Source organism: Corallococcus praedator, from assembly GCF_003612125.1.
Lineage (GTDB): Bacteria > Myxococcota > Myxococcia > Myxococcales > Myxococcaceae > Corallococcus > Corallococcus praedator.
Genome location: NZ_RAWI01000227.1, coordinates 1 through 15,503, shown reverse-complemented (window position 1 = coordinate 15,503; position 15,503 = coordinate 1). Strand labels below are relative to the sequence as shown.

At 67.9% G+C, this 15,503-nt stretch carries 13 protein-coding genes; 5 read left to right on the top strand and 8 right to left on the bottom strand.

What is annotated here, in order from left to right:
* Nucleotides 1–2,347: ATP-binding cassette domain-containing protein (locus tag D7Y13_RS25795; RefSeq protein WP_147452492.1), on the top strand; the 2,347-nt coding region annotated here is incomplete at its 5' end.
* Between the two features lie 58 nt (nt 2,348–2,405).
* Nucleotides 2,406–2,810, top strand: coding sequence for a hypothetical protein (locus tag D7Y13_RS25790; RefSeq protein ID WP_120533759.1), 405 nt, complete (start codon nt 2,406–2,408; stop codon nt 2,808–2,810).
* 20 nt (nt 2,811–2,830) lie between these two features.
* Here the strand turns inward: D7Y13_RS25790 and D7Y13_RS25785 are convergent, their stop codons facing one another.
* On the bottom strand, nt 2,831–3,670 hold the full coding sequence (locus D7Y13_RS25785; RefSeq protein WP_120582713.1) for an SDR family oxidoreductase: 840 nt from the start codon (nt 3,668–3,670) through the stop codon (nt 2,831–2,833).
* A gap of 180 nt (nt 3,671–3,850) precedes the next feature.
* On the opposite strand from D7Y13_RS25785, the gene D7Y13_RS25780 reads away from it, so the two are divergent.
* The gene (locus D7Y13_RS25780) at nt 3,851–4,756 is read left to right on the top strand and encodes a LysR family transcriptional regulator (protein WP_120582712.1); all 906 of its coding nucleotides are present in this window, start codon (nt 3,851–3,853) and stop codon (nt 4,754–4,756) included.
* An 89-nt stretch (nt 4,757–4,845) separates the two neighbouring features.
* On the opposite strand, the gene D7Y13_RS25775 is transcribed toward D7Y13_RS25780, so the two are convergent.
* The 7 genes from D7Y13_RS25775 to D7Y13_RS25745 form a co-directional block, all read right to left on the bottom strand.
* A complete protein-coding gene (locus D7Y13_RS25775) occupies nt 4,846–6,768 on the bottom strand; it encodes a hypothetical protein (protein WP_147444221.1) in 1,923 nt (640 codons plus the stop codon).
* A 95-nt stretch (nt 6,769–6,863) separates the two neighbouring features.
* Nucleotides 6,864–7,610: an Imm49 family immunity protein gene (locus D7Y13_RS25770; RefSeq protein WP_158620303.1), complete on the bottom strand. Its 747-nt coding sequence runs from the start codon at nt 7,608–7,610 to the stop codon at nt 6,864–6,866.
* 57 nt (nt 7,611–7,667) lie between these two features.
* A complete protein-coding gene (locus D7Y13_RS25765) occupies nt 7,668–8,246 on the bottom strand; it encodes an imm11 family protein (RefSeq protein ID WP_147444220.1) in 579 nt (192 codons plus the stop codon).
* A gap of 18 nt (nt 8,247–8,264) precedes the next feature.
* Nucleotides 8,265–9,182: an AHH domain-containing protein gene (locus D7Y13_RS25760; RefSeq protein ID WP_158620302.1), complete on the bottom strand. Its 918-nt coding sequence runs from the start codon at nt 9,180–9,182 to the stop codon at nt 8,265–8,267.
* Nucleotides 9,179–10,273: a beta-ketoacyl synthase N-terminal-like domain-containing protein gene (locus D7Y13_RS25755; RefSeq protein ID WP_120533753.1), complete on the bottom strand. Its 1,095-nt coding sequence runs from the start codon at nt 10,271–10,273 to the stop codon at nt 9,179–9,181. Before D7Y13_RS25755 ends, D7Y13_RS25760 begins: the two co-directional genes overlap by 4 nt.
* A 140-nt stretch (nt 10,274–10,413) precedes the next feature.
* The gene (locus tag D7Y13_RS25750; RefSeq protein WP_120582709.1) at nt 10,414–11,367 is read right to left on the bottom strand and encodes a glycosyltransferase family 2 protein; all 954 of its coding nucleotides are present in this window, start codon (nt 11,365–11,367) and stop codon (nt 10,414–10,416) included.
* 32 nt (nt 11,368–11,399) lie between these two features.
* Nucleotides 11,400–12,530: an acyltransferase family protein gene (locus D7Y13_RS25745; RefSeq protein ID WP_120582708.1), complete on the bottom strand. Its 1,131-nt coding sequence runs from the start codon at nt 12,528–12,530 to the stop codon at nt 11,400–11,402.
* A gap of 180 nt (nt 12,531–12,710) precedes the next feature.
* Between D7Y13_RS25745 and D7Y13_RS25740 the strand changes: the two genes are divergently transcribed.
* The gene (locus D7Y13_RS25740) at nt 12,711–14,429 is read left to right on the top strand and encodes a B12-binding domain-containing radical SAM protein (RefSeq protein ID WP_120582707.1); all 1,719 of its coding nucleotides are present in this window, start codon (nt 12,711–12,713) and stop codon (nt 14,427–14,429) included.
* Nucleotides 14,430–14,594: 165 nt separating this feature from the next.
* A partial coding sequence (locus D7Y13_RS25735) for a ribonuclease T2 family protein (RefSeq protein WP_199741833.1) occupies nt 14,595–15,503 on the top strand: 909 nt, incomplete at its 3' end.

Here is a 15,503-nt window from a genome sequence, read left to right as displayed (position 1 = left end):
CCCGCCTCCCCCCGACCGTCACGATCTGATCCGCGTCCGGGGTGCCCGGGAGAACAACCTGAAGGACGTGAGCGTCGAGCTCCCCAAGCGGCGGCTGACGGTGTTCACCGGCGTCTCGGGCTCGGGCAAGTCGTCGCTGGTGTTCGGCACCATCGCGGCCGAGTCGCAGCGGTTGATCAACGAAACCTACAGCGCGTTCGTGCAGGGGTTCATGCCCACGCTGGCGCGGCCCGAGGTCGACGTCCTGGAAGGACTGACGACCGCCATCATCGTCGACCAGGAGCGGATGGGCGCCAACTCCCGCTCGACGGTCGGCACCGCGACCGACGCCAACGCGATGCTGCGGGTGCTGTTCAGCCGCCTCGGCAAGCCGCATGTCGGCTCATCCAACGCCTTCTCCTTCAACATCCCGTCCGCCCGCGGCGTCGGTCAGATGTCACTTGAGAAGGGCAACGGCAAGACCGAGAAGCGCGAGTTCACGATCACCGGCGGCATGTGCCCTCGCTGCGAGGGCATGGGCTCGGTGACGGACATCGACCTGTCGCAGTTGTACGACGACACGAAGTCGCTCGCCGAGGGCGCGCTCACCATCCCGGGCTACACCGCGGACGGCTGGCAGGTGCGCATCTTCGCGGCCTCGGGCTTCCTCGACCCGAACAAGCCGATCCGGAACTACACGAAGCAGGAGCGCCACGACTTCCTCTATCGCGAACCGACCAAGGTGAAGTTCGAGAGCATGAACCTGACCTACGAGGGGCTGGTTCCGCGCATCCAGAAGTCGTTCCTGTCCAAGGACAAGGAGTCGCTGCAGCCGCACCTGCGTGCCTTCGTGGAGCGGGCGGTGACGTTCACCGCCTGTCCCGAGTGCGGCGGCACCCGGCTCAACGAGGCCGCCCGGTCCTCCAAGATAAAGGGAATCAACATCGCCGCCGCCTGTGCGATGCAGATCAACGACCTGGCCGCGTGGGTGCGCGGTCTGGACGAACCGTCCGTCGCGCCGCTGCTGGCGACCCTGGGACAGACGCTCGACTCGTTCGTGGAGATCGGGCTGGGCTATCTCAGCCTCGACCGTCCGTCGGGGACGCTGTCGGGCGGCGAGGCCCAGCGCACCCAGATGATTCGTCACCTCGGGTCGTCGCTCACCGACGTGACCTACGTGTTCGACGAGCCGACGGTCGGGCTGCACCCGCACGACATCCAGCGGATGAACGGCCTGCTGCTGCGCCTGCGCGACAAGGGCAACACCGTGCTGGTCGTCGAGCACAAGCCAGAGGCCATCGAGATCGCCGACCACGTCGTCGACCTTGGCCCCGGCGCGGGCACCGCCGGTGGCCAGGTCGTGTTCGAGGGCACCGTCGCCGGGCTGCGGGCCAGCGGCACGCTCACCGGGCGGCACCTGGGCTACCGGGCCACCTTGAAGCCATCGGTGCGCAAGCCGTCGGGGACCCTGAAGGTGCGCGGCGCCAGCGCCCACAACCTGCGCAAGGTCGATGTCGACATCCCGCTCGGCGTGCTGGTGGTGGTGACCGGCGTGGCCGGGTCGGGAAAGAGCTCGCTCATCCACGGCTCGGTGTCCGGCCGGGACGGCGTGGTCACGGTCGACCAGGGCGCGATCCGTGGCTCGCGGCGCAGCAACCCGGCGACGTACACCGGCCTGCTGGAGCCGATCCGCAAGGCGTTCGCGAAAGCCAACGGCGTGAAGCCCGCCCTGTTCAGCGCCAACTCGGAGGGCGCCTGCCCGACCTGCAACGGCGCCGGGGTCATCTACACGGACCTGGCGATGATGGCCGGCGTCACCACGGTCTGCGAGGACTGCGAGGGCCGGCGCTTCCAGGCGGCGGTGCTGGACTACCGGCTCGGCGGGCTCAACATCGCCGAGGTGCTGGACCTGCCCGTCGCGGACGCGGTCGCCTTCTTCGGCGCTGGCGAGGCGCGGACGCCGGCCGCGCACGCCATCCTGAAGCGCATGACGGACGTTGGCATTGGCTACCTGCGGCTCGGACAGCCGCTCACCACGCTGTCGGGTGGCGAGCGGCAGCGGCTGAAACTCGCGACGCACATGGGTGAGGACGGTGGCGTCTACGTGCTCGACGAGCCGACCACCGGGCTGCACCTGGCCGACGTCGAGCAGCTGCTCGGGCTGCTGGACCGGCTGGTCGACTCCGGCAAGTCGGTCATCGTCATCGAGCACCACCAGGCGGTCATGGCGCACGCGGACTGGCTCATCGACCTGGGGCCGGGCGCGGGCCACGACGGCGGGCGCATCGTGTTCGAAGGAACACCGGCCCACCTGGTCGCGGCGCCATCAACGCTGACCGGCAAGCACCTGGCGGCGTACGTCGGCTGACCGGTGCGGTTCACGTGGGAGCCTGCGAAGGGCTCCGCGGGCCGGATAGACTGTTCCGATGGCCGTCATCCTGACCTTCCTCGTCCTCAGCTTCATCGCCCTGTTCCTGATCGGCATGCTCTTCCTGTTCATTCGTTCCTCGGAGGGCGAGGAGAAGACAATCGACCGCGTCCGTCGCGAGGGGCAGCGCTATGTCGCCGTCATCAAGGAGATCCAGCACATGCGGGGCAACCCCAGGAACGTCGCGGCGCTCCTGATGAAGCTCGAGACGCCATCGGGTCCGGTAGGAAGACGGCTGATCGTTCCGCTCGGGGGCGCGGTGACCTGGGACTACATCAACACGGCACGCGCGACCGAGCGCCCGGTGTACGTGCATTGCATCCTGGACCCGATCATCCATGAAGCCGTGTTCCAGCGCGGCTTGCTCCTCGAGGAAGCGCCTGGAGGAGCAGCCGAACCGTAGGGGAGTCACGCGCCTTGCCCTCACCCCACGGCCAATTGCAGCCGGCCCGAGCGCAGCGCCGCGATGACGCCGCCGTCGATGAGCAGGTCGGCGCCGGTCATGAAGCTCGACTCGGGCCCCAGGAGGAACGCGGCGGCGGACGCGACGTCCTCGGGCGTCCCCATGCGCCCCGTGGCGGACTTCTCGATCATCGCCCGGTACACGGGGCCACCCTCGGAGGACATCTCCTGCTGGGCCATGGGCGTCGCGATGATGCCGGGGCTGATGGAGTTGACGCGGGCGCCGCGCTCGCCCCAGCCGAGGCTGGCCTCCTGGACGCGCAGGTGGTTCGCGCGCTTGGAGAGGGCGTAGGCCGCGCCTGAATCGGGGACGGCGTCCGCGCCCAGGAAGGGCAGCTTCAGGAGCTCATCCGTCGGGGTGCGCGCGAGCGCCTGGTCCATCTCGAGCGGCAGCGGGGGCGGCATGTACCCGGCCATGCTGGAAATGACGACGCCAGCACCACCGGGGGCGACGACGCGACCGAACTCCTCCAGGACGAGGGCGGTGCCCACGAGGTCGACCTCGAGGATGCCCTTCACGGGCGCCATCACGGGCGAGAGTCCGGCCGCGTGCACGACCTGCATGACGCGGCCCATGCCCGCCGCCGCCGTCGCGAGCATGTTCACCGAGGCGCGCGACGACACATCGACCCGCTGCGTGGTGACCTTGTAACCCGTCCCCTCAAGTGCCTTGGCGGCGGAGGCAAGCATGGCCTCGTTGAAGTCAGCGAGGAGCACGGACCTGCCGGAGCCTTGGCGGCGCGCAATCGCCTGCCCGATACCGCCCACCCCGATGATGACCACCACTTCCGCTGCGTGCATGGAACCTCCTTGCGTCACCAGGCGTTTGCGATGGCGCCGCTGCGCCCGGAACACCGCGTCCCAAGGCCTCAGAAGAAATACAGTCCAGGCCGGGGCTCCGGTAGGCTCAACAGACTGCATGGGCTGTTAAACGGGATTTGATAGTGTGACAAATCCCACGGGGCCGCAGGAGTCCTCCAGATGAAGACGGCCGTTCTTCCGCACCTCCAGGTCTTCCTTGATGTGGCACGCCTGCGCAGCTTCAGCGCCGCGGCACGCGAGCTGGGCGTCTCCACGGCCGCGGTCAGTCACTCCGTCCGCCAGCTTGAGGCACAACTGGGCGTGGTGCTCCTCACGCGCACGACGCGCAGCGTGGCGCTGACGGATGCAGGACGGCGCCTGGTGGAGGGCGCGGGGCCCGGGCTGGGCCAGGCGTTCGAGGCCCTCAAGACGGTGTCGGCCCAGCCGGGAGAAGTGGTGGGGCGACTGCGGCTGTCGGTGCCGGGCATCGCGCTGCCGCTCGTCATCAACCCGGTGCTCCCCACCTTCCGCGAACGCTACCCGCGGGTGGAGGTGGAGGTCGTCGTCGAGGGGCGCCTCGTGGACATCGTGGCCGAGGGCTATGACGCGGGGGTGCGGCTGAGCGAGGCCATCGAGCGCGACATGGTGCAGGTGCGCCTCACCCACGCCTTCCGCTTCGTCGTGGTGGGCGCTCCCAGCTACCTCAAGCGCCACGGGACGCCCGAGCGCCCCGAGGACCTGCTGCGCCACGAGTGCTTCAACTTCCGCATGGAGAAGTCCGGTGCGTTCTACGCGTGGGAGTTCGAGCGAGGCCGCAAGAACTGGCGCGTGCCGGTCCGCGGAAGCGTCGTCGTCAACAACAACGAGGCAATGCTGTTCCTGGCCGAGCAGGGCATGGGGCTGGCGTACGCCTTCGAGCCGGCGGTGGAGGAGCCCCTGCGCGCCGGGCGGCTCGTGCGGGTGCTCGAGGCCTACGCGCCCACCGTCCCCGGCTTCTTCCTCTATTACCCCAGCCGTGCACAGCGCTCCGGGCCCCTGCGCCTCTTCGTCGAGACGGCCAGAGAGCTTGCCGGGAAGAAGGCGTGACGCCCGACGGGCCGTCGAGCGCACCCCCTCCTGGCTCAATGGGTTCCGGCCTGCCGAAGCACGCCTTCAAGACGGACCCAGGCGCCCAGCTACCGCAGGGTGAGGCTCAGGTTGTCGAACCAGATGTCACCCATGCCCCCGTCGGTCTGCTTGCCGAAACGGACGATGATCTGCCTTCCGACCGCGGGGCTCCCCGCGGGGACCGTGAAGCTGACGCCCTCGGTTTCGTACCAGGTGTTGCCCACGGCGAAGAGGCGCGTCTGGAGGGGCTTCCAGGTGGCCAGGTTGCCATCCGTCTCCGCGTAGCCAATCTGGTACGGCACCACGCCGGTGTTGTCGCCGCCGCCGTGAGCCCAGCTCTTGAAGACATACGTCTTGCCCGCCACGAACCGGTAGCCCGTGAGGAGCTGTCCCACGGTCTCGGTCAGGCCCGCTGAGTAATAGCCAAACACCTTGCCCAGGTTCTGGTTGCCGGGCCGGGGGAATTGCAGGTGATTCGCCCAGGCGCCATTGGGCCCCCAGTGCCCCAGGGCGCCGAACTGGCTGGAGGTGTGGGTCTCCAGCTCGGCGTTGTTCAGGGGGATGACCGTGACCCCTGCCCCCAGCACGTGGGTGCGGTAGGTCTGATAGCTCGGCCGCGCGGTCACCGCCGGAGGGCTCACCGTCGCGTTGATGTCACACAGACCGTAGTTGTGGTCCACCGGGGTCTCCCCCGTGTCCTGGACCGTCAGGTAACGCGCCTGGAAGATGTAGTCGTGGGCGGGGTCCTCGAACCAGCTCAGCGCCCGGTCCACCATGCGGCCCTTGAGGGCTTCGTCGCGGGTGTTGTAGCCCCACTCGTCCGCCCAGATCTTCTTCCACGGCTGGTTGCGCTCCACCATCACCCGGCGGACATCCTCGATGCCGGCGATGTTGAGGTAGGCATCGTTGTCGCTCGTGGGCTCCTTCACCCCATAGGGGTGGATGGCCACGGCGTCGAAGTAGTCACCGCCGATGCGGTTGTAGATCCATTCGATGTACTGACTGCAGCCCGTGGCGCCCGTGCCGGGGTAACAGTCCAGTCCGCCCGTGGAGAGCACGACGTCCGGACAGCCCTCCTTCATGGCCACGTACCAGAGCTTCAGCCAGTCCGCGTACAGCTCGGCCTGCGCCTGCTGGCCGTTGGAGCAGTTCGGGTTCACCCAGGAGCAGCCGTTGGGCTCGTTCCAGAACTCGTAGTAGCGCACGCGATTGCAGAAACGCGCGGACAGCTCGCGGAAGAAGTACTGGAAGTCCGCGGTGTACTGGGGATCCGGAGGGGAGCGGTGGGATTCAGTGAATCCCGCTGGAAGGGCCCAGAGGGGGGTGGTCCCGCTGAAGGCAAAGGGCAGCAGGCCCCTTTCACGGGCCGCCTCGTACTGGGCTTCCGCGCCGGTCCAATCAAACGGTCCCGTGCGCGTGGCCTGGATGTCCGCCCAGCTGAAGCCGATGTGCGTGCCCACCGCGCCCGCTTCGGCCACCTTCTTCATGCTCTCCCGGTCCCAGGCGGTGATCTTGGTCTGGTCTCCCTTGTAGAGTTCGATGCCCGGGCGAATGCCAATCATGCGCAGGTTGGGGCGCTGGGCAGGAGTGCTGGGGCTCGTCGCCGTCGCCGTCACGGTGGCGGTTGAGGTGAGGGTGCTGTTGATACAGCCGGCCTCCAGGACATACGTCCCCGCGTAGGGCGCATCGACGAAGACGCCGTTGACGGGAGGCCTCACGAGGTAGCCATTGGGGCCGGTCACCTTCAGCCCGACGTACTCCCTTGCGGCCAGGGTATTCGTGCCATTCGCCAGGACCCCCACCCGGAACCGCTGGCCCTGGATGATGTTGGCGCTGGGGGTCCACCCCGACGTGGAATCAACCTGGATGCGCGCCTGGATGCTCGAATAGTACTGGCATTGCGCGAGCGCCTCCGTCGCCAGCAGTCCAAGTCCCACGGTGAGCAGCACTCCGAGTCGCCGCGCGACCCGTTGCCATTCCTTGCTCTTCATGTTGGTGCCCCCAGATGCCGTCCCGCATCCATGACGGAAGGGCCCTGCTCTACCAACAGGGCTGGAGACCGGGGGTTAAGCGCAATTAAACGGGGTTAACCCTGGCCTAGGGAGAGGACCCAATCTCCCTGATAGCGCTCCGTCACGGGTGCGAGCGCGAGCGGCGGACAATAGCGGTGCCCCCTTTCGTGGACGGCAAGCCCTTGCCTTCGGGCAAGCCGTAGCAGGGCAAGCCCGTCGAACCACAGGAACCGGTGCGCGACGAAGCGGTCCACCCGCACGGTAAAGGAACGCGCGAGTTTCTCCGTTCGTGCCGTGTGCACCGAGAGCGCTGTTTCAAAAGCGGACTCGAAGGCTCGGGCATCCGCGCGCACCAGCGCCCATGCGAGCGCGGGCCAGCAGTCCTCCCGGCTGGCCCGTTCCAACGTTTCGAGCTGCGGCGTGGGATCCTCTCCACGCACGCCGTGAAGCACCAGGGCACGGAGCACATGCGCCCACGCGAACTCCACCGGGGACTCCGTCTCCTTCTGAAACCGTGACGTGAGGTGTGTGGCGAGTTCGGTCGCGAGTTCCCAATGACAGGCGACCACCGCACCCGCAAGCGGGGTGAGGCCCCAGGACGCGGGGGGTGGTGACAGCCCGCGCGACTCCAACCAGGCCAGGAGGCGGCGCCAGTTCTCCGCCGACCGACACAGGTTCAGGAAGAAGGGCTGGGAGCGCCCTTCGAGCAACAACGTGGCGGCGGCGATGGTGACGAAGCTCCCGCACAGCTCCCGGGTGTTGTCCACGAGGGCGTCCCGCTCTCCGTCCCCCGGTCCGATGTGCGCAATGAGGGAGCGCACTGCGGCGCCCGCATCCTCACGAAGCAAGGCAAGATCGAACTCCATGCGCGCTGGGCCTCAGTCCTCGTCGCCATCCCAGCCATGGGCTGGCAGGAATTTGCAGCCTGTGAGCCCGGCCTGGGTGAGCGCATCCCGGAGGACGGCATCCACGAAAGTGCGAATTCGCAGGTGGACGGGCCGGAAGACATGCGGACCCTCCGGGGGAATGTCCTGCTTGAGCGCGAGCCCATGCACGAACTGGATCTCCGTCTTGAGAATGGAACTCCGGACGACATCCGAGTGCTCCAGGTCGATGACCTCCCGGCGGTGGAGCAGGTTCATGATGAAGTGCTCACGCGAAACCACCTCCTTGTCGTGGTCCACCAGCGTGACTGGCAGGAACTCGACCTCGTTTGGAGCCAGTTCCGCGACGATGCGGCGGACCCGCATGGAGACAACCTGCAGAGCCCGGCTGTTGTTGACGAAGTCGTAGACCTTCCGTCGTTCCGGGAAGCTGGGCGAGAAGCCCATGACCGCACCTGCCAGAAACTCATGGGCGAGCGGCTGGGGCTCAAGATATCGCCAGCCCTCGGGCCCTTCCGGGTAGGCGTCAAGCAACGCTCCATCATTCCTGTTCGACAGCATCCAGAAGCTCATGAATCCCGCCCTCCGCGCTCACCACAGCGCTGGCCAACTGCCATAATCCCGCCCCTTTCGCGTCTGCCACCGGCACCAGGGCCCGTCGTACCGCAACCCCTCCGCCGCGCCACGGACGGCCTTGCGTGAACGCTTGATCATCGTCGTCCAGAGTTCAGCTTCAAGCTTCTTCAGGTCTTCGAAGACGCTTCCGACGATGGCTTCATGAGGCTTGCCTTGCCCGCGCAGCGTGTCGATTTCCGCATCGATGGCGCTGAGCCCCTGGATGACATCCTGGGTGTAGCCATTGTGGTTGTTGGGGTGCTGAAGCAGCGAGTGAACAGGGACGGCCCAGGAGACGGAGGGCAGCATGATCAGGTTGTGGCCATGATCGATGTCATAGGGTGTCTGAAGGAGGATGTCGAAGTTCTCCGCGGTGTCGATGACGGGCTTGCCCGATGAATCCTCGGTGTAGAAGGCCTCTCCTGGAATCAGGTGGTGGGCCTGCCAGCGATACGGCAGGGTCTGACCGCTCACCACCGGATTGAAGTTGTTTGCCTGGGCGATGCTCGCGCGGCTCGCGACGCCGGCCTGGAAATCGGAGGGGCCCAGGTGCCCGAAGGTGCTGTACTCGGAGCCATGGTTGCTTCGGATGTACGAGGCACCGTTCCGGGCGTAGTTCGCGCCCTTGCCGAGAATTGCCTTGTGCGGCGTCAACGGGCTGGCATGAGGTCCTTCGGTAGAAGCGTCGCCGTTCTCCTTGCGCCGCTTCTTCGTCTCGTCCACCTGCTGCTTGCGCGCTGCATTCCGTTTCATGACTCCGGAGCTACCTGGCAGGGGACCCAGGTCCTGGAGGTTGGAGCGCCCGCCGGCAATGCCCTGCCCATACACTTCGTAGCTGCCCTGCATGAGGGATTCGAGCGTCACGACACGTCCATTGCGGCTCATGTTGCTCATCTCGAACCTCCTGCATGGGGAGCACCCGCAGCGGTCAGCACGAACGCAGCACGCTCTCCCGAGTCTGACTGCGAGGCGATGACCAGTTGGTGTGCTGGCGCATGGCGGCGCTCGAAGGCCCTCACCGCGAGGCAGGCACCCACGGCCCCCATGGCCGCCCCCACATCTCCGAACCCCGTCGCGGGCACCCACGCGGGTGAATCCCCCAGCGAGGGGACGAGGGACTTCAGGCGCACCAGAGCAGAACCCCACTCCCATGCGCGGCGCTGCTCGCCATTGAGATCGCAGATGAAGGCCACGTCCTGGTCCGGGCACGCCCGCAGCACTTCCTGCACACACGTGGCGAGTGCTCCGCCATCGGGCATTGCCCCGGCTCCCAGCGCTCGCTGTTCCACGGAGGTATGCACGGCGAGGAGCTCAACCCGAGGCGTCATCCCGCTGATGCCCCCAGACGAGTGTTTACGCAGCACGAGCAAGGCTCCCGCCTCACCGGCAAGGAGCCCGACAGGATTGTCTGCGGATTTGAGTCGCCGCTCGGCGAGCAGGAAGCGCAGGTGCTCAGGATCCACGAGCGAGTCGACGCCCCCCACCACCACCACGTCGAAGGTGCGGCGCACCAATTCCTGTCGGGCGGCGGCCAGGGCCAGCGCGAAGCCTGCCGAGCCTCCGGTGAAGAATCGCCAGCGGTCCTCGGGCCAGGACACGCCCTGCCCCGCCAGTGCCCGCCCCAACACCTGACGGCCCAATGCCTCCTGGGTGGCCACACGGACCTGGGGGGCGACTCCAGGGTCAGCGAAGTCAGGGAGCGCGAGAAAGACTCCCGCCTCGCGGCCCAGGTCCGCCAAGGAGGTCTTCGCACCGAGATCTCCCAGCGCATCTTCGGTGATGGCCACGAGCCGCCCCACGCCCGAGAACCCCAGGGTGATGCCCGGAATGGCGCAGACGTTGACCGGCTGGGCCTCGCTGTCGCCAGGCACAAACGTGGTCACCGCCTCGGAAGGCTGTTGCCGCGTGATGCCCGCCCTGAAAGCGGCGCACGCCGTCACTGCGGGACCAAGGCAGGAACTCATCCCAATGGCCTCGATCCTCATCAGGGCGCGCCCTCCATGAGCCCAGAGCGTGACACGCACTCGGAGTCATATTCAAGCACACACGGAAAAGCCTGAGCTTGGCGTCTGCGAGTGCATCAAGGGCTTCTCACACCCTACCGCCCGGCCTCACGGGCACGCGCTCAACCCACCCGCGTGCGCGCGCCCATCTCACCGATGCGCGCGAAGGTGGAGAGCTGCCGCCGGTACTCCTCCGGGGCCATGCGCCCGCGCAGCAGGGTCTGCGTCAGCACCAGCGAGTTGTACGGCAACGTGCCCACCAGGATGAGCCGCAGCAGCGCTTCATGCAGCCGGCCGTGGTGCTTGCGGAAGTACGCCAGACGCGTGCGCCACAACTCCACGCGCACCTTGTCGTGCCCGCTGGCGGACGGACGGAACGAGCGGCTCGTCAGGTGCGTGATGACCGCCTCCGGGCAGAAGGCCACCTCCCAGCCGGCCTTCCACGCGCGCACGCACCAGTCGGTGTCCTCGGTGTTGCCCAGCGGGGACAGCACTTCGTCCAGCAGGCCCACGTCGCGCAGACACTCCTCGCGCACCACGATGCACGCGCCCAGCACCCAGTTCACCCGCGCCATGTCGTGCCCGTACATCACCGGGTCGATGTTCCGCTCCTTGAGGAAGTGCAGCGGACGCGGCAGGAAGAGCAGGTCGAAAAGCGCCCCGGACAACGTCATGGGCCGGAAGACGCAGTTCTGCAGCGTACCGTCCGCGTTGAGCAACCGCGCGCCCACCATGCCCACGCGCGGGTTTTCGTCCAGGAAGCGCACCAGCGTGTCGAAGGCCCCGTCGTGGACGAGGGTGTCGTCGTTGAAGATGCAGATGTGCCGCGCCTGCGCCAGCCGCAACACCTGGTTGTGGTTGGCGGAGAAGCCCTTGCGCTCCGTGTTGAAGAGCCACTTCACCTGCGGGAAGTCGCGCCGCATCGCCTCCACGCCCCGGCCGTCCGTGGCGTTGTCCACCACCCACACCTCGAAGGTGATGTCGTGCGTGTTCGCGTACAGCGAGCGCAGGCAGTCGTGCAGCAGGTGCGGGTTGCTGTGATTGACGATGGAGATGGCGAGGTCGGGCTTCGGCATGGCGGTGGCGGCACGCTACAGGTGACGGTCCGTCATGTCACCGGGTTGGAGGCCCGCGCGGATTGCCGCCCCTCCAGCCAGGCGCGCCCCCAGCGCAGGAGCGGCTCCTCCAGCCAGAAAGACAGACAGGTCACGACGAAGGTCGCCGCCAGCGCCCCCAACGAGAAGGTGATGAAGTTGCTCCGCGTGGGCGTGACCCGGTGGCTGTTCAGCGTGAAGAAGATGGGGAAGTGGTACAGGTAGAGGCCGTACGAACGGCGCCCGATGAACGTCAGCGGCCCCCACTCCAAGAACCGCAGGGCGCGTCCAGGCCGCCGGGAAATCCCATGGGCGATGAGCGCGGTCGCCGCGACGGCGATGACCGGAATCCCCACCGCGTAGTACCCCGGGCCCTCCGCCTGGAAGACGGACGCCAGCACGAGCGTCACCAGCGCCAGCACGCTGGTCACCGGGTGCGTCAGCCACCGCAGCCAGCGGGACTGGAGCCAGGGGCCGTGCTGGCTCAGGGACAGCACACAGCCCAGCAGGAGGGCGTCCATCCGGGTCAGCGAGTTGCGCGAGAGGTTGAAGTCGAGGCCGGAAAGGACCACCACCCCGCGCGCAAGCCACACCGTGCCGATGATGCCCAACAGGATGGGACGGGGGTCGCGTCCCCGGGACACCATCAGCCAGAGCCCCAGCGGCCACACCAGGTAGAACTGCTCCTCGATGGAGAGCGACCAGGTGTGGCTCAACAGCCCCATCGAATCCGGCTCCAGGAGCACCCGCCAGTTGGCGAAGTTGAACACGGCCGCGAGCGCGGCGGACGTGAAGTCGGGCACGGGCCCGGCGCCAGCGCCCCGGTCCCACAAGGCCCACGCCAGGACCAGGCAGAGCGCGAGCGGCGGCCAGAGCCGGAGGATGCGGCGGAAGTAGAAGGACGCGAACTCGCGACGCCCCCGCGCCTGGAACCCCCGCATCAGCGTGGTGGTGATCAGGAAGCCGCTGAGGACGAAGAAGACGTCGACCCCTACGAACCCGCCGATGAAATAGCGGGAGGGCAGGTGCGAGAGCAGCACCAGCACGACGGCCACGGCCCGGAGCCCATCGAGCGCCGCGACCGGGGCTGGCGCCGCTCCAGCAGGGGGCGCGGCCGCGGGCAGGTGCGGCGAAGGAGGAGTCATGGGCGCGGCACTCTAGTGGCGTGCCGGGGGAAGCGCGAACCCCCGGGCCCCTTCGCTCCAAGGGGAGCCGGCGGCCTTCAAGCCGCCTGAATGCCTGCGCGGTGGGCGCCAACCATTCCGCGCTGGCCCGCCATGAATCGTCTACGCTGAAAACGACTCGGAAAGGTCGGTGCTCGTCTCATGCGCGGTGGTCGTGACCTCTCGCCAGTGCTCCTCGTCGGTGCCGGAACGGGCGAAGCCACGTGCGGCATCCTGTACCTGGCGAGCTACCTGCGACGCGGCGGGGTCGAGGCCTTCGTGCGGCTGTACGACGGGGACGAAACCGACGCCGAGGTGGTCCGCTCCTTCGAGAGCCTCGTCACCCGCGTGCGCCCCAAGCTGGTGGGCATCAGCCTCAAGTGGTTCCACCACGTGGACCGCGCGCTGCTCATCGCGCGCACGCTGCGCGAAATCGACCCGGGCATCCGCATCGTCGTGGGGGGCAACTCCGCGTCGTACTGGTGGCGGGAGCTGAGCACCCAGGACTGCATCGACCACATCGTGCTGGGCGACGGCGAGAAGCCCCTGCTGGCCATCTGCCAGGGCGACCCCACCCCGCCCAACTGCGTGAGCCGGAACGCCGAGGGAAAGCCCCGCAGGCTGCCGCTGGCGTACGTGCAGGGCGCCACCAACACGGAGGACATCTACTACTCGCACTTCAACGAGCTCTTCCTGAGCCAGATGGACCGCAACTCCTTCTCCGGCTGGGTCGCGCCCGGCAAGGGGTGCGGCGAGAACTGCCTCTACTGCGGGGGCGCCCGCGGCAACCAGAAGGCCGCCTTCGGGCGCGCGAAGCCGTTCCTGCGCTCCGAGGAGAGCGTGCGCCGGGATCATCAGGAGATCGCCGGCCGGACCTGGCAGATGCGCTACGACTTCGCCGGAAGCACGGCGGAGTTCCTGGGCAGCACCTGGGCCGGGGTCGATCTCTCGCGCCACTGCTGCACGTACTTTCTCTGGGGCGTGCCCAAACTCGAGCTCGTCGAAGCGCTGGCCCGGACCTTCCAGCGCATCTACATGGTGCTCGACATCGGCTGCTTCTCCGAGAGGCAGCGCCTGGAGCAGATGGGCAAGGGGCTGCTCAAGCCATGCGCGAAGGACCAGGAGCTGCTCGAGGTCATTGAAGCCTCCCGCCGCCATCCGAACCTGGAGATTGAAATCTCCGGCATCGGCGGCCTGCCCTTCGCGAGCGAGGCCACGCTCGCGGAGGAGCTCCGACTGGTGGAGCGCATCATCAACCTGGACTGCGTGATTGGCTACCAGCGGCTCGAAGCCCAACCCGGGGCCCTGGTCACCGAACACCCCGCGCGGTTCGACATGGTGTCCGAAGCGCGCACGTTCACGGAGTTCCTCGACTACTTCGAGCGACGCGAGCCCGGCGACGTGTCCGTGCCGATGATCCGCTTCAAGAACGCCGCGCTCGAAGCCGCGGTGCAGCGCACCTCCGACCGCGTGGATGCCCTGGCGTGGAAGCACCGGGATGCCCGGAAGCGCCTGGACATCAATGGCCGCACGCGGCTGCTCAACACCGCCCCCTCGAAGCAGCAGTTCACGCTCGGGGACTGGCTGGGCGCCCACCGGGCCCCCGCGAAGGTGGCCCAGGAGCCCGTGACCGTGATGCGCTCGGTGGATGGCATCACCCTGAGCTGCGCCCCTTCCGTCAGCCCGCGCAAGTTCTCGGATCCAACGCTCGCGCAGGGCCAGGACGGCGCCATCCTGCTCGCGGCCCTGGCCACCTTCGAGCGCCCCACCACCGTCTCCAGCGCGGTGACACAGCTGGGCGCGAAGGCGAGGTTGGATCCGCACTCCGCCCGGGAAGTCATCGACCACCTGGTGGACGGCCGCTTCCTCCAGCCCGCGTAACGCCGGCGTCGGTTTTCCAGCAGTGCCCTTCCCTCCAGGAGGGGCGTGGATGGGCAGGCAGCCCACAATCCCAGACACACGATGGGACCCGGGCGCGGGGTGTGGCGCGGGGCGACGACTCCCCACCTTGGTGCCGCTTCCGCTCAGCGCCGAGGAAGGGGAACCATGCGCATCCCGCCACGCCTTGCATTGTGTTTGTGTCTGCTCATCGTGCAGGGATGCCGTACGCGTCCTGAGACCCCTCCCCCTCCACCGCCCGCCGCGAAGACCGCCACGGTCCGGCCGCTCGACCAGGCGACAGCGGAGGCCCTCGACATCGAGTTCGGACGCCCCCAGGCCACGGCCTGCAACTGTTTCGCGGATGAGCCCTCCGCGCCGGATGGCGGAGCCTGTGCCACGCCGCGCTTCGGCGCGTACCTGCTCGCGCTGACGTGGGCGCCGAACTTCTGTCCGGGCCATCCGGACAAGGAGCAGTGCGCGCAGCTCGCGGGGAGCTTCGCCGCGAACCACCTCACGATTCATGGGCTGTGGCCCCAGTTCAATGACGAGGAGGCGAAGCAGCAGCGCTGCACCTACCCGGCCTTCTGCGGCGGCCTCTGCGAATGTCAGGGCCCCAATGCGCCCTCGCGCTGCTTCCCCGACCCCTCCACGATTCCAGACACCATGGGCACCTACGGCCCCGGCTACGTCACGGACAACTTCTTCCTCGCGAACCACGAGTGGCCCAAACACGGAAGCTGCACGGGGATGGACGCCCGGAGCTACTTCACCAGCAGCATCGACGCGCTGCTGTCGCTCCCGGGCGACCAGGGGACACCCGAGCTCCTGCGCGACAACGTCGGGCGCGGCGTCCCGCTGTCGGACCTGCGCTCGGCGTTCGGCGCGGTCGACAGCGTGGTCCTCCGATGTGACTCGCGCTGCAACCTCGCGGAGGTGGGCGTCTGCTTCGGCGTGGGCGACCAGGGCAAACCCACGCCGCGCATCCCCTGCCCCCGGAACGTGACGGACAGCACCAGCAACAGCTGCGTGGGAGACCCCGAGCGGCCCCGCTGCCCCACCGTGTCGCTCCAGGCC